Source organism: Chloroflexus sp. (assembly GCF_049970315.1).
GTDB lineage: Bacteria > Chloroflexota > Chloroflexia > Chloroflexales > Chloroflexaceae > Chloroflexus.
Window position 1 is genome coordinate 1 of record NZ_JBMFNE010000019.1, and the last position, 23145, is coordinate 23145.

General features: G+C 49.8%; 1 protein-coding gene and 1 CRISPR repeat array. The gene reads left to right on the top strand.

What is annotated here, in order from left to right; genetic code table 11:
- Window positions 1-15 precede the first annotated feature (15 nt).
- A CRISPR array of direct repeats spans window positions 16-21352; the repeat unit is 37 nt; unit sequence CTTTCAATACTTTCGGCTCACGGTAGAGCACTGAAAC.
- Between the two features lie 200 nt (window positions 21353-21552).
- The gene (locus ACP5OT_RS12885; RefSeq protein WP_424675242.1) at window positions 21553-23106 is read left to right on the top strand and encodes a hypothetical protein; all 1554 of its coding nucleotides are present in this window, start codon (window positions 21553-21555) and stop codon (window positions 23104-23106) included.
- Window positions 23107-23145 lie beyond the last annotated feature (39 nt).

Below are 23145 nucleotides of genomic sequence, written 5' to 3' on the forward strand. Positions count from 1 at the left end.
CGCAGAGCCGGCGCGCTTTCAATACTTTCGGCTCACGGTAGAGCACTGAAACTGTACGTTGTTGCTCCGGCAACAATCCCGTCACCACTTTCAATACTTTCGGCTCACGGTAGAGCACTGAAACTTGCGCACTGAGTACACGATCTATATCGCGCTCGTACTTTCAATACTTTCGGCTCACGGTAGAGCACTGAAACGCGTGCCCTTCGCGAACAGGTTCGTACTTGATTGGCACTTTCAATACTTTCGGCTCACGGTAGAGCACTGAAACCTACGGCTCAGGCAAGACGCTGCTCGCTGTAGCACTCTTTCAATACTTTCGGCTCACGGTAGAGCACTGAAACCTCCTGACTGGCTGCACCGGCGACCAGCAGGAGACCTTTCAATACTTTCGGCTCACGGTAGAGCACTGAAACTGAACTCCCGCCGCCGATTGATCTGATGCAGCGCGCTTTCAATACTTTCGGCTCACGGTAGAGCACTGAAACCTGGTGATAGTAGTGATAGTGAGGTGACAAAATGTCTTTCAATACTTTCGGCTCACGGTAGAGCACTGAAACAGTGCGAGCGCGTCTGCGGGCGAACGAGGAGTTACCGCCTTTCAATACTTTCGGCTCACGGTAGAGCACTGAAACGCGTTTCTCGCCGTGTTTGTATATCCGCGCGCGCGCCTTTCAATACTTTCGGCTCACGGTAGAGCACTGAAACGCGTTTCTCGCCGTGTTTGTATATCCGCGCGCGCGCTCTTTCAATACTTTCGGCTCACGGTAGAGCACTGAAACCATCGCGCTACGCAGAAACGTTGCTGCAGAGCGTTTCTTTCAATACTTTCGGCTCACGGTAGAGCACTGAAACTGCCAAACGGTGGGACAAAGGAACGATACCCAATTGCTTTCAATACTTTCGGCTCACGGTAGAGCACTGAAACGTGCTTTCGGTAGCGTTGGCTTGGATATTGTTTGCGACTTTCAATACTTTCGGCTCACGGTAGAGCACTGAAACTTAAGTACCGGTATACAGCGCAAACGACATACGGCGCTTTCAATACTTTCGGCTCACGGTAGAGCACTGAAACATTTGGTTCGGCGAGTTTATGCGGAGTACGCGTGACTTTCAATACTTTCGGCTCACGGTAGAGCACTGAAACGTCTGGACGAGAGTTGGCAACGCTGACCGGCTCGCGCTTTCAATACTTTCGGCTCACGGTAGAGCACTGAAACGTCACAAAGGACGTTAGCGTCGGCATCGACTATGTGCTTTCAATACTTTCGGCTCACGGTAGAGCACTGAAACCACGGAATGACTTGTACCACATAACACACCTCACTAACTTTCAATACTTTCGGCTCACGGTAGAGCACTGAAACCCAACGACGGTGTTTCTACTTTGATAATGACAAGTCCTTTCAATACTTTCGGCTCACGGTAGAGCACTGAAACGAACTAAAAGTGCGGATAATACCACGTCGACCACCACGCTTTCAATACTTTCGGCTCACGGTAGAGCACTGAAACAGCAGTGAGAACAGGAGCAGAATAGGTGCAACAACCACCTTTCAATACTTTCGGCTCACGGTAGAGCACTGAAACAACCAAACGGTGCACGTGTACGCAATCGACGTTCCACTTTCAATACTTTCGGCTCACGGTAGAGCACTGAAACTTCGCTGTTGCTCCTCTTGTTTTCGACCCGTGCGCCTTTCAATACTTTCGGCTCACGGTAGAGCACTGAAACCGTAGGTAACACCACCGCTCGTTGTGTTGTTGTCTCTTTCAATACTTTCGGCTCACGGTAGAGCACTGAAACTGATGTCTTGTTGCCGGTAGTGTTTAACGAACGTGTTGCTTTCAATACTTTCGGCTCACGGTAGAGCACTGAAACTCTGCTACTTCTCATCGTCTGTCCCGTCCTTCCCAACTTTCAATACTTTCGGCTCACGGTAGAGCACTGAAACGGCGCTCTTAGAGGCGCTCGGGGCGTGGTCCACAATTCTTTCAATACTTTCGGCTCACGGTAGAGCACTGAAACCGTCCGCCAAGATAACGTGTTCACTTGGCCAAGTGTCCTTTCAATACTTTCGGCTCACGGTAGAGCACTGAAACCAAAAGCGTTCGCTAACAACAGTAACGCCAGCCAGCTTTCAATACTTTCGGCTCACGGTAGAGCACTGAAACACTACCCAAAAATCACTTGCCCATACGCCGGAAGCGGTCTTTCAATACTTTCGGCTCACGGTAGAGCACTGAAACATCACATACTGTCGAGTCAGCGCCCACAACGGATCGGCTTTCAATACTTTCGGCTCACGGTAGAGCACTGAAACCTGCTACGATGATTAATCCCAACGTCGCAGTCGGGACCTTTCAATACTTTCGGCTCACGGTAGAGCACTGAAACGTAAGCGTCTATACAACGCCAGCTTCGATTGCAAAGGCTTTCAATACTTTCGGCTCACGGTAGAGCACTGAAACCAAAACGAGGAACGAGTCAGCACGGCGCGATGTAGGGCTTTCAATACTTTCGGCTCACGGTAGAGCACTGAAACAAAGAGATAAAGTCTTTTTTGGCGTATCTGCGGAAGAACTTTCAATACTTTCGGCTCACGGTAGAGCACTGAAACACCGCTGGTACGCGGCCCACTGCTGCTGCCACTACCGCTTTCAATACTTTCGGCTCACGGTAGAGCACTGAAACAGCGCCGCTTCAATATCCAATCCGTGAGTGCTACCGCCTTTCAATACTTTCGGCTCACGGTAGAGCACTGAAACTTGGATTTGGCGCCGATCCGATCCTTGGCCCGATATTCGCTTTCAATACTTTCGGCTCACGGTAGAGCACTGAAACGTCTTTTCGGTTGCGATTGGTTGGCTTCTGTTCGCCTTTCAATACTTTCGGCTCACGGTAGAGCACTGAAACAGGTAGTTGCAAAAGGACGTTCTTCAGTAGGGCTGCTTTCAATACTTTCGGCTCACGGTAGAGCACTGAAACTGCGACTCGTTGGGTTGAGAAAGATGTACGGATTGCTTTCAATACTTTCGGCTCACGGTAGAGCACTGAAACTACGTCCGACCCGACCAATCCCACGTCCAGTCAATCTTTCAATACTTTCGGCTCACGGTAGAGCACTGAAACGCGCTTGCAGGACTGGCGCGGTGTGAGATCATATGCCTTTCAATACTTTCGGCTCACGGTAGAGCACTGAAACATGATGGCGGCAACACGGTACCCGGCCAAATAGAGCACTTTCAATACTTTCGGCTCACGGTAGAGCACTGAAACCATCATAAACCCGGGGGGACCGGGTCCAACGCAGCTGGCTTTCAATACTTTCGGCTCACGGTAGAGCACTGAAACTCTGAGAGAAGAAGAAGAAGATGAATACACAATCTACTTTCAATACTTTCGGCTCACGGTAGAGCACTGAAACATTGACTGGACGTGGAGTTGGGATGGGCGGCAGTACCTTTCAATACTTTCGGCTCACGGTAGAGCACTGAAACGACGGTCGTTGTGCTCGCGTCGCTTGTAGTGTATCTTTCAATACTTTCGGCTCACGGTAGAGCACTGAAACATTTCCGCGTGCAGCGCTGATCTGGCGCCTAGAGTCTTTCAATACTTTCGGCTCACGGTAGAGCACTGAAACGTCGCTTTCGGTAGCGACGGGCTTACTATCTATTATCTTTCAATACTTTCGGCTCACGGTAGAGCACTGAAACGCCGTAATACTTCTTGAAACGCAGATAAAAAATACCACCTTTCAATACTTTCGGCTCACGGTAGAGCACTGAAACTCACGCGCGGTGATACAGTCGTTATTGATGCTGAGCTTTCAATACTTTCGGCTCACGGTAGAGCACTGAAACGTCTACTGTCATACGTGAGAACGGCAGGGGTACGTACACTTTCAATACTTTCGGCTCACGGTAGAGCACTGAAACCTGGGTATCGCGTTGTTTCGGTGGTTGGTCGGTACCTTTCAATACTTTCGGCTCACGGTAGAGCACTGAAACGTTTATCTTTCTGAATCCCACATCGCGCCGTGCTGACTTTCAATACTTTCGGCTCACGGTAGAGCACTGAAACCTTCTGTACGGATCGAACGGGAAGGCTTGCATTAACTTTCAATACTTTCGGCTCACGGTAGAGCACTGAAACGCGCGGTGTGGAGCATTGAGGGGGCGGCCAAGGTAACTTTCAATACTTTCGGCTCACGGTAGAGCACTGAAACACCGGTGCGCCGGCTGCTTCCAGCTGCGGCAGCTGGCACTTTCAATACTTTCGGCTCACGGTAGAGCACTGAAACGAACCGTAACGCCCAACGATTGACACCACCCGGTAGCCTTTCAATACTTTCGGCTCACGGTAGAGCACTGAAACGAAACGCGCCAAACAGTGACAAAAAAACGAAGGGAACTTTCAATACTTTCGGCTCACGGTAGAGCACTGAAACAGTTGGGTCAAGTTAAGTGGTGAGGATCGGTTAGCGTACTTTCAATACTTTCGGCTCACGGTAGAGCACTGAAACAATATCAACCATCTGACCGTTGGTTTCAGTACATATATCTTTCAATACTTTCGGCTCACGGTAGAGCACTGAAACATCATACTGACCCACAGCCGGAAGAGCTTATTGGGCCTTTCAATACTTTCGGCTCACGGTAGAGCACTGAAACGTTCGTTGAAAGGTCTGGTCGTCGCGCTCTGGGGCCTTTCAATACTTTCGGCTCACGGTAGAGCACTGAAACTTCCCACACCGATAACCTGCGACGGCCCATCACTACCCCTTTCAATACTTTCGGCTCACGGTAGAGCACTGAAACTGTGGTCAATCGAGGGTAGCGCGCAGGTGATCGCTACTTTCAATACTTTCGGCTCACGGTAGAGCACTGAAACGGCCTTCAGCTGGTCCGTGAGCACTTGAGGCGACCTCTTTCAATACTTTCGGCTCACGGTAGAGCACTGAAACTCGCTCCAGCAGCGACGGGGGAGACAGAGAGCGTTACTTTCAATACTTTCGGCTCACGGTAGAGCACTGAAACAGAAGGCCGGCGCCAGGTCGTCAGGTTGCTCGAAGCCCTTTCAATACTTTCGGCTCACGGTAGAGCACTGAAACTGCGGTGTTTGTGTATCCGCGTGCGCGCTGGCGCAAACCTTTCAATACTTTCGGCTCACGGTAGAGCACTGAAACCTCTTTGTCACGTTAACGTACCATGACACGTGGGGCTTTCAATACTTTCGGCTCACGGTAGAGCACTGAAACAACTGTTGCGCCGTTCGGTCCAGCTGCCGGCTTCGCTTTCAATACTTTCGGCTCACGGTAGAGCACTGAAACGCTGGAAGTTTGCTAACTGCACTTGCTTCATTTGGACCTTTCAATACTTTCGGCTCACGGTAGAGCACTGAAACCGATACTCAACATCAAATGTTACGAGTTCGTGACGACTTTCAATACTTTCGGCTCACGGTAGAGCACTGAAACATCATGACTGAGGTCCACACCAAAGTGGTGTGGATGGACTTTCAATACTTTCGGCTCACGGTAGAGCACTGAAACAGGGCTTTTTCGTGTTGGTGGCGGACGGTGGGGTTCTTTCAATACTTTCGGCTCACGGTAGAGCACTGAAACCCACAGTTTGAGGTGGCGGAGGTGATAAATTTACAACTTTCAATACTTTCGGCTCACGGTAGAGCACTGAAACGTGGTATTAAGTGATTAAGTGAAAATGATAATCGTCTTTCAATACTTTCGGCTCACGGTAGAGCACTGAAACGTTTGCATTGCTCCGCAGGGGGTAACATGACAATCTCTTTCAATACTTTCGGCTCACGGTAGAGCACTGAAACGCGTCGCATCAAGTAGACGCCACCAAGCAAAAAGCCCTCTTTCAATACTTTCGGCTCACGGTAGAGCACTGAAACCGCAGCAATGACCTTGTCCATCGCAACGCGCGCATCCTTTCAATACTTTCGGCTCACGGTAGAGCACTGAAACTTATTGGCCAAACACAAAAAGCCCCGGCGCTACTGGACTTTCAATACTTTCGGCTCACGGTAGAGCACTGAAACGGGGCTCTGTGTCACCTACGCGCTCCCTGGCTCGACCTTTCAATACTTTCGGCTCACGGTAGAGCACTGAAACTCGTTCCTCGCTGTTTTCACATATCCGCGCTCGCGCCTTTCAATACTTTCGGCTCACGGTAGAGCACTGAAACAAGGCAGACGCGGTCGGGAAAGAAGAAGGAGAAAAGACTTTCAATACTTTCGGCTCACGGTAGAGCACTGAAACGAGCTGGAGCGATGAGCGAAGGCGCGGTTGGAGAACTTTCAATACTTTCGGCTCACGGTAGAGCACTGAAACTGCCACGGTACCGGCGCACCGAAGCCGGCAGCCGGACTTTCAATACTTTCGGCTCACGGTAGAGCACTGAAACCGTACAGGCCGGCCTCATCTTAGCTGGGGCTGGCATCTTTCAATACTTTCGGCTCACGGTAGAGCACTGAAACCAACGAAGACGCCAACAGTCGACACGAACATATCACTTTCAATACTTTCGGCTCACGGTAGAGCACTGAAACTCAGCAGCAAGTTTTACAATCGCGTACTGCATGTACCTTTCAATACTTTCGGCTCACGGTAGAGCACTGAAACTCTTCTCCGTTCCGGTGTGGGCGTACCGGATTCGCGTCTTTCAATACTTTCGGCTCACGGTAGAGCACTGAAACCCAGCGATGGTACGCCACAAAGCGCGACCAATTAGGCTTTCAATACTTTCGGCTCACGGTAGAGCACTGAAACGCTATTATGCAGTTGCGTTACTACGCTGGCTCATCGCCTTTCAATACTTTCGGCTCACGGTAGAGCACTGAAACTTGTGAACAATTTTGTTCACGAGAGTTTGTATAGCTTTCAATACTTTCGGCTCACGGTAGAGCACTGAAACTCTACTAAACAACATAGCATAGCTAGCGCTTGCTAGCTTTCAATACTTTCGGCTCACGGTAGAGCACTGAAACGAAGAGTCAATGGCGACCAGCACCTTCTTGTCCGTCTTTCAATACTTTCGGCTCACGGTAGAGCACTGAAACGTTGGGAAATGTCGTACAACGGTGTAGTTGTTTGCACTTTCAATACTTTCGGCTCACGGTAGAGCACTGAAACAACGGATTGTCAACCGCTGGTGCAGAATGTCTTTCCTTTCAATACTTTCGGCTCACGGTAGAGCACTGAAACTGAAACGCAATCACACTGTGCGCGTGCTCGATGGACTTTCAATACTTTCGGCTCACGGTAGAGCACTGAAACAGCGTAACGAAGCTGGATTACTGCGTTTGACGAGCCTTTCAATACTTTCGGCTCACGGTAGAGCACTGAAACATCACAGCGCGTAGAAACGTTGCTGCAGAGCGTTTCTTTCAATACTTTCGGCTCACGGTAGAGCACTGAAACGGAGCGGTCCAGTCGTGCGGGCTGTCGATGTTGGTACTTTCAATACTTTCGGCTCACGGTAGAGCACTGAAACTTCACTAACTAACTAACTGACCGCAAGAACACTATACTTTCAATACTTTCGGCTCACGGTAGAGCACTGAAACCATCAATCTTCGCGACGGTGTCTTCCGTCGCGTTCATCTTTCAATACTTTCGGCTCACGGTAGAGCACTGAAACCGATGAGCGACGCCGGACGGAACAGTGGCAAAAACAGCTTTCAATACTTTCGGCTCACGGTAGAGCACTGAAACATAGGATAAACATAGAACGAAAACTTGACATTTCGTTCTTTCAATACTTTCGGCTCACGGTAGAGCACTGAAACTTCTTCCTCAAGAACGCGAGAAACGCTTTTATTTCTTTCTTTCAATACTTTCGGCTCACGGTAGAGCACTGAAACGAAACCACGGGCTGGTGGTAGGTGTGTACACGTTGGCTTTCAATACTTTCGGCTCACGGTAGAGCACTGAAACCGGGTTTGTGCAAGCGCCGTATGAAGCAATTGACGCTTTCAATACTTTCGGCTCACGGTAGAGCACTGAAACATGAGCGACGGGGGAGGGGGAGAGCAAATGATCACCTTTCAATACTTTCGGCTCACGGTAGAGCACTGAAACCACGCCAAGCGCGTGCGGCATGGTGTGATGCGTTTCTCTTTCAATACTTTCGGCTCACGGTAGAGCACTGAAACTGATGCGCATCATCCGCTAGGTGTGGGCGGTGCGCTTCTTTCAATACTTTCGGCTCACGGTAGAGCACTGAAACAGGTACGCAATGAGTGATGTCGAGGTGGCAAAGTATCCTTTCAATACTTTCGGCTCACGGTAGAGCACTGAAACCGATCCGTTGTGGGCACTGCAACAGCCCGATGTGATCTCTTTCAATACTTTCGGCTCACGGTAGAGCACTGAAACTGCCGCCGACCAGGTGCTGCCGGCTCACGGTAGAGCACTTTCAATACTTTCGGCTCACGGTAGAGCACTGAAACGGGGAAGGCTTTATGAGTACGGGGGAAGGCTAACGAACGCTTTCAATACTTTCGGCTCACGGTAGAGCACTGAAACCTCAAGTCTAACATCGTGCTTGCGCCAGCGACTCCGGCTTTCAATACTTTCGGCTCACGGTAGAGCACTGAAACCGTAAAGGAGAGGGGAGTCAGGGAAAACCCACTCCCCTTTCAATACTTTCGGCTCACGGTAGAGCACTGAAACCGCCAACAAGGGTATTGACAACGTGCGCGTGATGTGGTCTTTCAATACTTTCGGCTCACGGTAGAGCACTGAAACACTTTTCATCGTAAACCCGGGGGGATCTGGTCCAACCTTTCAATACTTTCGGCTCACGGTAGAGCACTGAAACTTGCTCGCTCCAGCTTTGCGCGCGCCACAGGCGCGACTTTCAATACTTTCGGCTCACGGTAGAGCACTGAAACGACGAAGTGCCGAGTTCGCGCCAGCCGGCGCGCTGGCTTTCAATACTTTCGGCTCACGGTAGAGCACTGAAACCGGGAGTTGAAAAGTTTTCTTGCGTTTCTCAGAAAAACTTTCAATACTTTCGGCTCACGGTAGAGCACTGAAACCTGGCGGCTTCGGGCCGGCCACCTGGAGCGGTCCAGTTGCTTTCAATACTTTCGGCTCACGGTAGAGCACTGAAACCGCGCTCCGGCATTGCAAACGCAATACAGCGTCTATACTTTCAATACTTTCGGCTCACGGTAGAGCACTGAAACCACGATTGCAAACAGTAGCCACGCGAGCGCTACGGCTTTCAATACTTTCGGCTCACGGTAGAGCACTGAAACTCTTTTTCAGGTTGGATGCATTGGTAGACGGCGACACTTTCAATACTTTCGGCTCACGGTAGAGCACTGAAACTCAGCCCAACTGCGCTTCAACACCTGATGCGCCAGCCTTTCAATACTTTCGGCTCACGGTAGAGCACTGAAACTGACAGCGTCTCGCTGTTGCACAATGACGGGGGAAGGCTTTCAATACTTTCGGCTCACGGTAGAGCACTGAAACGTGGTACCTTATTAAAAATGATTAAAAATGATAATCGTTCTTTCAATACTTTCGGCTCACGGTAGAGCACTGAAACCTAACCGTCCGCACAACTGGACCGCTCCAGTTTGCTTTCAATACTTTCGGCTCACGGTAGAGCACTGAAACAGCTAAATGACTTCGTTTCCCTAATTTAATCGCGTTCCTTTCAATACTTTCGGCTCACGGTAGAGCACTGAAACATTCTGCCGATACTCGACGTCAAATATAGCGAGATCACTTTCAATACTTTCGGCTCACGGTAGAGCACTGAAACATAGTCTCCCGTTGCGTCAATGCCCATAGAGGGCTAGTCTTTCAATACTTTCGGCTCACGGTAGAGCACTGAAACCGAAAATTTTCGCGCTGCAGGTATCGCATCGCAGCACGCTTTCAATACTTTCGGCTCACGGTAGAGCACTGAAACCCGCCAACCGCGACGCCGTTCTCGGTCCCGGGTCTGCTTTCAATACTTTCGGCTCACGGTAGAGCACTGAAACGACGTGTTCGCGTCGGGCTTTTGCATGTTTTGCGATACTTTCAATACTTTCGGCTCACGGTAGAGCACTGAAACCGAAGGCGTTCGCTAACAACAGTAACGCCAACCAGTCCACTTTCAATACTTTCGGCTCACGGTAGAGCACTGAAACTATGTTAGTAATTGAGCATCGCGGTAATCTTGAGAGCTTTCAATACTTTCGGCTCACGGTAGAGCACTGAAACTTCCTGCTACTAAACGATAAACGATAAACGATAAACGCTTTCAATACTTTCGGCTCACGGTAGAGCACTGAAACTCACGGGGGAAGGCTAACGAACGGTGGGTTCAGTTTTTCCTTTCAATACTTTCGGCTCACGGTAGAGCACTGAAACAGCAAACGATTCTGGCTGGACATCATCTAGATAACTTTCAATACTTTCGGCTCACGGTAGAGCACTGAAACCGTGCACTACGACGCGCACAGTGAGTCCGTGCAACCCTTTCAATACTTTCGGCTCACGGTAGAGCACTGAAACCGTAAATAACACAGATTCGCTCCTGTTTGCAATCACTTTCAATACTTTCGGCTCACGGTAGAGCACTGAAACGCGATCGGGAAACCAGCGACGGTCGGGAAGGAAGGAGACTTTCAATACTTTCGGCTCACGGTAGAGCACTGAAACGGTAACCGGCAAACTGGTACAACGGACGCAACGCTTTGCTTTCAATACTTTCGGCTCACGGTAGAGCACTGAAACTTCTACCAACGGCAAACGGCAGCAACAGCGCGTACTCTTTCAATACTTTCGGCTCACGGTAGAGCACTGAAACACCTGGCGACCGTCCTTCGTCGCGCGCACTTGCGCGCCTTTCAATACTTTCGGCTCACGGTAGAGCACTGAAACCGGTACGTTTTTTCGTGTAAACGCACCTTGCGTTTACTCTTTCAATACTTTCGGCTCACGGTAGAGCACTGAAACATAGCAGCGCGCGTCGAGTACCACCAGCTGCACGCCTTCTTTCAATACTTTCGGCTCACGGTAGAGCACTGAAACGCCAAACTCGGTCCAGCCCGAGCGCGCATACATGACTTTCAATACTTTCGGCTCACGGTAGAGCACTGAAACTGACAGCGTCTCGCTGTTGTGCAGATCGAGCGAGAAGGCCTTTCAATACTTTCGGCTCACGGTAGAGCACTGAAACTACATCGTAAATGATAGCACAAATAGTCAGTCCATCACTTTCAATACTTTCGGCTCACGGTAGAGCACTGAAACACCACGCGGTAGCAGTTGGCGTTGGCGTCGCGGTTGACTTTCAATACTTTCGGCTCACGGTAGAGCACTGAAACCAACAACTGTCTTGTTGAATGCGACAACGGATAGAACTTTCAATACTTTCGGCTCACGGTAGAGCACTGAAACTTTACCAAAGGCAAACCCACTCCGTGAGGATACGCGCTTTCAATACTTTCGGCTCACGGTAGAGCACTGAAACGCATCTGGCGGATGGAGTATCAGCGTCGGGGTGCTCCACTTTCAATACTTTCGGCTCACGGTAGAGCACTGAAACACGCGCTGCAAATACTTCATTGACGCGCGCAGGAACGCTTTCAATACTTTCGGCTCACGGTAGAGCACTGAAACGGCTCGGCTGGCTTTCTGTATTCGCGCGCGGGTTGGCACTTTCAATACTTTCGGCTCACGGTAGAGCACTGAAACACGTCGCGCGAGCACCGAGCGCGCATGCCGGCGAATCCTTTCAATACTTTCGGCTCACGGTAGAGCACTGAAACTTGTTCAGACAAAACAGGTGCAACTTGCGAATTTTGCTTTCAATACTTTCGGCTCACGGTAGAGCACTGAAACTGGGGGTTGGCGGAGGGGTTGGCGTGGGGGTTGATGCCTTTCAATACTTTCGGCTCACGGTAGAGCACTGAAACTGCTGGATACCGTGTTGCCGCCATTTTAGGTCGATACCTTTCAATACTTTCGGCTCACGGTAGAGCACTGAAACGCCAATATTGGATGCTTTCTACATTGAGCCGCGCGCTTTCAATACTTTCGGCTCACGGTAGAGCACTGAAACAGCGTCTATGATATGTCAGCGTGACAAACAACGGAACTTTCAATACTTTCGGCTCACGGTAGAGCACTGAAACGTGGTGCGATATCGTTCAGCGCACAACAAAGCAAGCTTTCAATACTTTCGGCTCACGGTAGAGCACTGAAACACGTACCCGTTTACTACGGAGCCACCTCCGATTATTGCTTTCAATACTTTCGGCTCACGGTAGAGCACTGAAACTTCTCGGTTACCGGTCCGCTCACGATGACGCCAACCGCGCTTTCAATACTTTCGGCTCACGGTAGAGCACTGAAACTGATAGAGAGAGAAGGGGCCCCAGCACCACCATTTTCTTTCAATACTTTCGGCTCACGGTAGAGCACTGAAACGTACACATATATTGTCATGCTACCCCCTACGCAATACTTTCAATACTTTCGGCTCACGGTAGAGCACTGAAACGCGCTTCGTGCTCCAGCTGTAATTGCGCCTTCTCTGCGACTTTCAATACTTTCGGCTCACGGTAGAGCACTGAAACTGCCGGTATCGGCGTGACCGGTGCATCAAGCGTTGTCTTTCAATACTTTCGGCTCACGGTAGAGCACTGAAACACCAAGCGCGGCACGATTCGCGGCTTTAGCCGTGCACTTTCAATACTTTCGGCTCACGGTAGAGCACTGAAACTTCTTCCTCAAGTAGGCGAGAAAACTTTTTAACTCACTTTCAATACTTTCGGCTCACGGTAGAGCACTGAAACTGCATCACGTCGGCGTTTCTTACAGAAGTTAGCATTCTTTCAATACTTTCGGCTCACGGTAGAGCACTGAAACGGGGACCGCGAGCGGAAAATTCGAGATCACACCTTCTTTCAATACTTTCGGCTCACGGTAGAGCACTGAAACCGCTACGTTTGCATGCGCAGCGGCAAGCTTTGTGTTCCTTTCAATACTTTCGGCTCACGGTAGAGCACTGAAACCGGCGGCGCAAGTAAACCCCACCGTCCGCCACCAAACACTTTCAATACTTTCGGCTCACGGTAGAGCACTGAAACGCGTGAATGTAAGCCTTCCCCCGTTATCGTGAGAAGCTTTCAATACTTTCGGCTCACGGTAGAGCACTGAAACTGCTGTACGCTGCGTCTAACGCCCGCAGGTACCGGTATGCTTTCAATACTTTCGGCTCACGGTAGAGCACTGAAACGCGTAGTGGTCGGCGTTGGCGGAGTGGTGGGGGTTGGCTTTCAATACTTTCGGCTCACGGTAGAGCACTGAAACCGTGCAAGCGCGCAGAAAGGTTGCCGCGGAACGGCCTTTCAATACTTTCGGCTCACGGTAGAGCACTGAAACGTCGAGGCTTCAGTTAATGATGCGGACTTTTTGGTACTCTTTCAATACTTTCGGCTCACGGTAGAGCACTGAAACTCTATGGGCATTGACGCAACAACAGGTGATCGGCTATCTTTCAATACTTTCGGCTCACGGTAGAGCACTGAAACAAAGCTGCTATGATCTGGCGCTTAGAGTTCCAGAAGCCTTTCAATACTTTCGGCTCACGGTAGAGCACTGAAACCCAAAAGGGCTCGGATGTACCCAAACATGAGCTCAGCTTTCAATACTTTCGGCTCACGGTAGAGCACTGAAACTTCATTAGTAGATTTCTTAACTGATGAAACGATCGACTTTCAATACTTTCGGCTCACGGTAGAGCACTGAAACGCGGTACGTATCTAATACGTACCACAATTATTTCTCTTTCAATACTTTCGGCTCACGGTAGAGCACTGAAACAGCGGTGGGTGGTATGCAACTTCAAGCTGGCGAACCTTTCAATACTTTCGGCTCACGGTAGAGCACTGAAACGCTTGGTAACGAGCACTGCGTCCAGCAACTGCGAGACCTTTCAATACTTTCGGCTCACGGTAGAGCACTGAAACCGATGCTCCACAATTAACATTTTTACCCTACCACTAACTTTCAATACTTTCGGCTCACGGTAGAGCACTGAAACGTCGCTACCGAAAGCGACGGGCTTACTATCTATTATCTTTCAATACTTTCGGCTCACGGTAGAGCACTGAAACCGTCTTTCGGTTCGATATAGAAAGCGTCCAGTATTGGCTTTCAATACTTTCGGCTCACGGTAGAGCACTGAAACCACAAGCAGTACCAACTGCACCACCGTTGGTTGCTCCCCTTTCAATACTTTCGGCTCACGGTAGAGCACTGAAACAGCTTCGCTGGGTTCGTGCTCTCGATCGGTTCGGCGCTTTCAATACTTTCGGCTCACGGTAGAGCACTGAAACGCGCCAGAAAGACGCCGACCGAGACGACGATAAAGACCTTTCAATACTTTCGGCTCACGGTAGAGCACTGAAACAGGCGGCCCAAATGCCAAAGCCTGTGGTAGTCAGACTCTTTCAATACTTTCGGCTCACGGTAGAGCACTGAAACCCAGACGGTCGTTGTTCTTTCATCGCTCGTTATCTACTTTCAATACTTTCGGCTCACGGTAGAGCACTGAAACGTTTCCTCATGTTCACCATCACTGACTTTGGCAACGCTTTCAATACTTTCGGCTCACGGTAGAGCACTGAAACGCGCGCGGTCAAGGATGATTTGCGCAAGTTCATGCACTTTCAATACTTTCGGCTCACGGTAGAGCACTGAAACTCTCTGGTTTCCCGACCGTCGCTGTCGGCTTCGGGCCCTTTCAATACTTTCGGCTCACGGTAGAGCACTGAAACTGGCATGGTTCTTGTTTGCACTATTGCGTAGGGGGTAGCTTTCAATACTTTCGGCTCACGGTAGAGCACTGAAACATTAACATACCCAACACTCCGAACAATGCTGTTGACTTTCAATACTTTCGGCTCACGGTAGAGCACTGAAACGGCGGATATGCTTCTCGATATACGCAAACCTCTTCATCTTTCAATACTTTCGGCTCACGGTAGAGCACTGAAACTTCGCCATACCGGACGGCTGGGTCTTGTAACGTCCAACCTTTCAATACTTTCGGCTCACGGTAGAGCACTGAAACAGCGGATGATGCGCGTTTAAAAAAATCTTAACTGACTTTCAATACTTTCGGCTCACGGTAGAGCACTGAAACTAGCTTCTTGCCTGTCCCAATCGTCGACCGCGTCGCCTTTCAATACTTTCGGCTCACGGTAGAGCACTGAAACAAGTAGACAGCGACGGCGAACAGGAAGAGACAGGGCGCTTTCAATACTTTCGGCTCACGGTAGAGCACTGAAACGCCGGTTGGCTACTACACGTTCGCATATACCATCGTTCTTTCAATACTTTCGGCTCACGGTAGAGCACTGAAACTTGACTAAGTTATCTCGTTTGGCCGCCCGAATGGCGCTTTCAATACTTTCGGCTCACGGTAGAGCACTGAAACCTCCCAGATGGATAAGCGCCGCTTGGCCATATTACCTTTCAATACTTTCGGCTCACGGTAGAGCACTGAAACCTCCCAGATGGATAAGCGCCGCTTGGCCATATTACCTTTCAATACTTTCGGCTCACGGTAGAGCACTGAAACCTCCCAGATGGATAAGCGCCGCTTGGCCATATTACCTTTCAATACTTTCGGCTCACGGTAGAGCACTGAAACCTCCCAGATGGATAAGCGCCGCTTGGCCATATTACCTTTCAATACTTTCGGCTCACGGTAGAGCACTGAAACCTCCCAGATGGATAAGCGCCGCTTGGCCATATTACCTTTCAATACTTTCGGCTCACGGTAGAGCACTGAAACCTCCCAGATGGATAAGCGCCGCTTGGCCATATTAGCTTTCAATACTTTCGGCTCACGGTAGAGCACTGAAACCTCCCAGATGGATAAGCGCCGCTTGGCCATATTACCTTTCAATACTTTCGGCTCACGGTAGAGCACTGAAACCTCCCAGATGGATAAGCGCCGCTTGGCCATATTACCTTTCAATACTTTCGGCTCACGGTAGAGCACTGAAACGGACACCAGCTCCGGCGGTGGTGGCTTGCAAATACTGCCTTTCAATACTTTCGGCTCACGGTAGAGCACTGAAACCGTGAGCGGGCCGCCATCATGCGCCAAAGCTGCAATCTTTCAATACTTTCGGCTCACGGTAGAGCACTGAAACATTGCAGTTTGAATTCTATCCCCCGATCTTTGGCGCGCTTTCAATACTTTCGGCTCACGGTAGAGCACTGAAACTTAATTGGAGCTGGGATTGGAACGCGCAGACGTATGGCTTTCAATACTTTCGGCTCACGGTAGAGCACTGAAACATGCGCACCACCCGTTGGGTTGTGCTGGTAGTTTGCGCTTTCAATACTTTCGGCTCACGGTAGAGCACTGAAACACAACGTGTTCTCTTGTCCATATTTAATTATCTTCTTCTTTCAATACTTTCGGCTCACGGTAGAGCACTGAAACAACGTACATCGTGCTTGCGCCATCGCGCACGAGGATACACTTTCAATACTTTCGGCTCACGGTAGAGCACTGAAACTTTAAGTACGCAAACGGTAAGGGCTATGACGCCGTTCTTTCAATACTTTCGGCTCACGGTAGAGCACTGAAACCAGGAGATATTGGCACGAATGCGATATTATACGCGACTTTCAATACTTTCGGCTCACGGTAGAGCACTGAAACTCGATTAGCTGGTCGTGGGATTGGTCGGGGCGGCAGTCTTTCAATACTTTCGGCTCACGGTAGAGCACTGAAACTTGCGTGGTTTTTGTTTGCAATCGCGCGTCGGGGGTAACTTTCAATACTTTCGGCTCACGGTAGAGCACTGAAACGGAATCGCGAGCGGCAAGTTCGAGATCACGCCACTAGCTTTCAATACTTTCGGCTCACGGTAGAGCACTGAAACCGCCTCGTGAGCTCAAGTCTTTTTTGGCTTTTTTAAGCTTTCAATACTTTCGGCTCACGGTAGAGCACTGAAACCTCGCGATCCCGAACTTGCGACTCGTGAAAGAATACAGCTTTCAATACTTTCGGCTCACGGTAGAGCACTGAAACTTTCTTACTGTGACTGCGACGCCGACTGCGACACCCTTTCAATACTTTCGGCTCACGGTAGAGCACTGAAACCGGATGACACTGGCGGATCTGATCTCAGCAATTACACTTTCAATACTTTCGGCTCACGGTAGAGCACTGAAACTACGTGTTCCCGCTCCAATCCCACGTCCAGTCAATCTTTCAATACTTTCGGCTCACGGTAGAGCACTGAAACGGCGTTTCACTTGTGACAACGGTGCTGGAAGACGTCTTTCAATACTTTCGGCTCACGGTAGAGCACTGAAACTCGACACGAACATATCATGCGTTGCATGATAGATACTTTCAATACTTTCGGCTCACGGTAGAGCACTGAAACGCAGAGCACATCATTTTAGCTGATGAGGCGTGGAGTTACTTTCAATACTTTCGGCTCACGGTAGAGCACTGAAACTCCGGCTATTACACGTTCTCGTATGTTATAATTGCCTTTCAATACTTTCGGCTCACGGTAGAGCACTGAAACCAGGCGGTAGGCCCACACAGGGATAGAAAGTATATTGACTTTCAATACTTTCGGCTCACGGTAGAGCACTGAAACGGCGCGGAGCGTGATGGCATCTTCTATCTGGGCTTCCTTTCAATACTTTCGGCTCACGGTAGAGCACTGAAACTTGAAGGAAGCACGCTGCAAATACTTCATTGCAGCACTTTCAATACTTTCGGCTCACGGTAGAGCACTGAAACGCGAAATAAAAGCGTTTCTCGCGTTCTTGAGGAAGAACTTTCAATACTTTCGGCTCACGGTAGAGCACTGAAACGTGCGCTACGCGGCTTGGTTGTGGCGTTGTGGGGCTCTTTCAATACTTTCGGCTCACGGTAGAGCACTGAAACAAGTGGGCTCGTGAAGACATTCAGAGCTGGGCTTGACTTTCAATACTTTCGGCTCACGGTAGAGCACTGAAACCGACGGGATCTTCTACTTGGGTTTTCGAAAGTATTTTCTTTCAATACTTTCGGCTCACGGTAGAGCACTGAAACGGGGTACGTAAAGATCGCAAGAAACGCTGGAGCCAACTTTCAATACTTTCGGCTCACGGTAGAGCACTGAAACGGAAGGAATCTGCTTTACGACTCGTTGGGTTGAGGAAGCTTTCAATACTTTCGGCTCACGGTAGAGCACTGAAACACAGGAGCGCATCTGTGTTGTTTACGAGAGTATTGCCTTTCAATACTTTCGGCTCACGGTAGAGCACTGAAACTTCTCGGTCCCGGGTCTGATCACGGTAACGCCGGCTTTCAATACTTTCGGCTCACGGTAGAGCACTGAAACGTGACGGTGGGGGACGCGCTCCGCTCGCGCGCAGCCTTTCAATACTTTCGGCTCACGGTAGAGCACTGAAACCACGCTAGAATAGAAGCAGTAGAGCAAGAGAGCACAACTTTCAATACTTTCGGCTCACGGTAGAGCACTGAAACCCGGCAGATCATCTATTAAATTTCTTGCGTTTTCGTCTTTCAATACTTTCGGCTCACGGTAGAGCACTGAAACTGATTGCTCCAGCTTTGCGCACTGAGTACACGATCTATCTTTCAATACTTTCGGCTCACGGTAGAGCACTGAAACGAGCATGCAGAGCTGGAGCACGCAGAGCCGGCGCGGTCTTTCAATACTTTCGGCTCACGGTAGAGCACTGAAACTGGCGGTATCGTCTTGTCGGTGAATATCATGGATTCGCTTTCAATACTTTCGGCTCACGGTAGAGCACTGAAACGGTTGGGTTTCGGTTTGGGTTCAACGCGATCCCGCCTTTCAATACTTTCGGCTCACGGTAGAGCACTGAAACTGCCACGCAGTCGGCGCGCCGAAACCGCCGGCAGTACCAACTTTCAATACTTTCGGCTCACGGTAGAGCACTGAAACTTGAGTCGTTATGTTCGCGCTGTTGAGATTGAACGCTTTCAATACTTTCGGCTCACGGTAGAGCACTGAAACCGATCCTGGGCCGGTACGGTTCGGGCAAGACATTACTTCTTTCAATACTTTCGGCTCACGGTAGAGCACTGAAACTTCACTAATCACTAACCATCACTGGACAATTCGATAACTTTCAATACTTTCGGCTCACGGTAGAGCACTGAAACCGAGCTCTCTCGGCTCGCGTATGCCAACTACGCTAGCTTTCAATACTTTCGGCTCACGGTAGAGCACTGAAACAACGGCGCGACGGTTGGGAAGGAAACAGGAGATGAGCTTTCAATACTTTCGGCTCACGGTAGAGCACTGAAACTCGGTCTGACGGCTGGTATTCAGTGTCATACCATCCGCTTTCAATACTTTCGGCTCACGGTAGAGCACTGAAACCGATGCGCGCTTCGTGTATGACGTGCTCGCGTACACGCTTTCAATACTTTCGGCTCACGGTAGAGCACTGAAACCGCATAGGCGATGGTGTCGACATCGCCATCACGAAACTTTCAATACTTTCGGCTCACGGTAGAGCACTGAAACGCGTGATCGTGCACAGAAGCGGAGCGCGTCAACTTTCAATACTTTCGGCTCACGGTAGAGCACTGAAACTATTTACAGCTTCTTTGCTGATCCTGACTCAAATAATAACTTTCAATACTTTCGGCTCACGGTAGAGCACTGAAACACCGCGTCGCGCGGGGGCCCCAGCCGCGAGGGTGGGCTTTCAATACTTTCGGCTCACGGTAGAGCACTGAAACATCACCCTTTGGGCGTTGGTGGTGCGCTCAAGGGCTTCTTTCAATACTTTCGGCTCACGGTAGAGCACTGAAACACGGAAAGCGACGCCGTAGCGCCTGCATAAACTTGCGCTTTCAATACTTTCGGCTCACGGTAGAGCACTGAAACGTAATAGCTGACACTAAATTCGCGAGCGTCAAGTTTCTTTCAATACTTTCGGCTCACGGTAGAGCACTGAAACTACAATCCGGTAAATTTGTTCGTGTTTCCTTTTAGCCTTTCAATACTTTCGGCTCACGGTAGAGCACTGAAACAAGTCGAAATAACGATACGGTCAATTTTATAGTTGTCCTTTCAATACTTTCGGCTCACGGTAGAGCACTGAAACGCGTTTTGAAGGGCGACGACGTTTAATTAGTGAATGGCTTTCAATACTTTCGGCTCACGGTAGAGCACTGAAACGGGAGCGCGTAGGTCACGCATAAACCCGAGAAGCGCGCTTTCAATACTTTCGGCTCACGGTAGAGCACTGAAACTCGAGCGCTCGACAACGTCGCACCAGAGCCGCGCGCTTTCAATACTTTCGGCTCACGGTAGAGCACTGAAACATCGATTTACGATGAGCGCCTAATGCTCGTCAAGCGCACTTTCAATACTTTCGGCTCACGGTAGAGCACTGAAACCTGAATTCGCCCGCGCCCAGATTCCAGAGCACAATGAACTTTCAATACTTTCGGCTCACGGTAGAGCACTGAAACTCACAGCACCGATCAAGTCAGCGAGCGTCATTAAACTTTCAATACTTTCGGCTCACGGTAGAGCACTGAAACGTACCTGCGCTTCAGCCAAGCGACATCGAGCCCGCGCTTTCAATACTTTCGGCTCACGGTAGAGCACTGAAACGACGGTGACGTCGGGGGACGCGCGAGGCGTGACGCCTTTCAATACTTTCGGCTCACGGTAGAGCACTGAAACCGCTTTTGGTACTCGAGCCGCCAGATGAGAGCAGCTTCTTTCAATACTTTCGGCTCACGGTAGAGCACTGAAACTGCGTAAACGCCAGTTTCTCTTCACCGCCGATTTTCACCTTTCAATACTTTCGGCTCACGGTAGAGCACTGAAACTGCTCTGACAACGTAAGCAACTTTACGACATTGTGCCTTTCAATACTTTCGGCTCACGGTAGAGCACTGAAACACCAAGTTTGGCGCGGCCTCGCTCATCGCTCTCTTGCTTTCAATACTTTCGGCTCACGGTAGAGCACTGAAACCGCCAACTCGCACGTCGACTGCTATGTCACCTGCCCTTTCAATACTTTCGGCTCACGGTAGAGCACTGAAACCGGCGCTGTTCGTCTACTCACAGACGAACGACTTGTTTCTTTCAATACTTTCGGCTCACGGTAGAGCACTGAAACGACGAGCACTTAGTGCTCGTCAAGCGCGACGCTCCAGCTTTCAATACTTTCGGCTCACGGTAGAGCACTGAAACTCGCTGATTGCTCCAGCTTTGCAAACGCAACACAACTTTCAATACTTTCGGCTCACGGTAGAGCACTGAAACGCTCTACGGTGACGCGTCGGATTTTCAATACTTTCGACTCACGGTAGAGCAGAAACGTGCTATCTTTCTAATTGGAGTCTTCTTGTTTGCCTCGTGTGTTGGTTGACGTAAGACGCCAGAATTGCCGAATGGATGATCTATATGTCTGCGATTTGGTTTAACGCTTTCCAACAATTTCCTACATTACACCCATTCCGCCTATGTCTACGTTGAACCTAAGTAATTTGAAAGCGCCTCTCGACAAGCGATTGATTGTTGTCGTTGCTCTCGTTGGTCTCGCTATGCGCCTATGGATCGCTTGGCAGCCGACAGATGAACTTTCGTGGCGCGCAAATGCTGACGATGCCTACTACTACTTTAAACTGGCACAACATCTCGCTTCAGGTGCGGGCGCTACGTTCGATGGTGTGAATCCAACCAGTGGCTTTCATCCGCTCTATGCATTACTGCTCGTGCCAATCTTCCAGTATGCCGGTAGTGATATTGATCTTGGCGTACATCTGGCGCTTACCTTGGTTGCGCTGGTCAGCAGCGTAACAGCTTGGCCGATATACCTTGTTGGAAAGTATGTTCACTCTCCACTTGCCGGCACCATCGGAGCAGTGGCCCATCTCCTCAATCCATGGGTTGTCATTCTGACGATGACCGGGGTGGAGTCGGCTGTGTACGTGTGCTGTTTTGCCTGGACGGTGATGGTATATGCAAGGTGGAGATTGCACGATCAATCGCTTCGTGGGATCGTATTGATTGGCTTGTTGGCCGGGTTGACAATAATGGCGAGGTCTGAGGGTGTTTTTTTGTTGGCGGGGATCATTCTTGATCGATTGGCTGTGGATTGGCGAGTGCCCAGACAAGCAGTTACTTTTGCAGCTCTTTGTGGGCTGTTCGCCACCGTCGTGTGCCTACCATGGGTGCTCTGGAGTGTATCCCAGTTTGGTAGCCCTCTTCAAATTAGTGCTAGTGCAATCATGCTACACAACTACGCGGCTATGCCGGCAGATGCAATAGCAGCGTTCGAATGGTATGTTGGGCGTGTATTCTGGTTCTTGCCCCGCTATGCATACAAGATCCTTCTGTTTAATCTCCCCATTGTACTCTTGTTCGGGTTTGTGATCGGGCGATCATGGGTGTCTCGTCAACGATCCCTGAAAATAGCCTGGTCGTCTGTCTCACAGTATCTGTTTCTCATCCTGCCATTTATGGGTATCACCGCTTACTATAACTTGATACTGCTTCATCAACAGCACTGGTACTTTAATGCACTGGTATTGATATTCACCCTTATCGGTGCGTCTATGAGTGCTGAAGAGATCATTCGTTCAGAGAACGTATATTTGCAACAAAAGTATCAGAGAGTCGCCACATCTATTATCTGTGCTCTTTTCGTTATCGTCATTACCCTTATGTGGCAGAGGGGGTTATATCCTAACCAAAAAGACTGGTCCATCCTTGGTCGGCAAATTGCCAGCACCGATTTGCGATACGAACGTCTGGGTGCGACCGACAATGGTATTGTCGGATTTTTCTGCCGCTGCACTATGGTTAATCTTGATGGTGTGATGAATAATGCGGCCGTTGCGTATTATCGTGTTCACGGGTATGAAGAAGAGACCATTCTCCAGTTCGCACGTGAGCAGCACGTGGCATATGTCTGGGATGTGGGATCTTGGAACTTCACGTCTCTTGATCCAGATAAGGTGCAAATCGTCAGGCGAATCCAGTTTGCAGCAGGCATGTTGTATCAGATTAGGTAACGTGCTCGGCTCATTACCACACGTGTGATATAGGTTAGC

Bases quoted from the DNA above. Each gene is read 5' to 3' on its own strand.
- ACP5OT_RS12885 (WP_424675242.1), top strand. From the start codon at position 21,553: ATGTCTACGTTGAACCTAAGTAATTTGAAAGCGCCTCTCGACAAGCGA.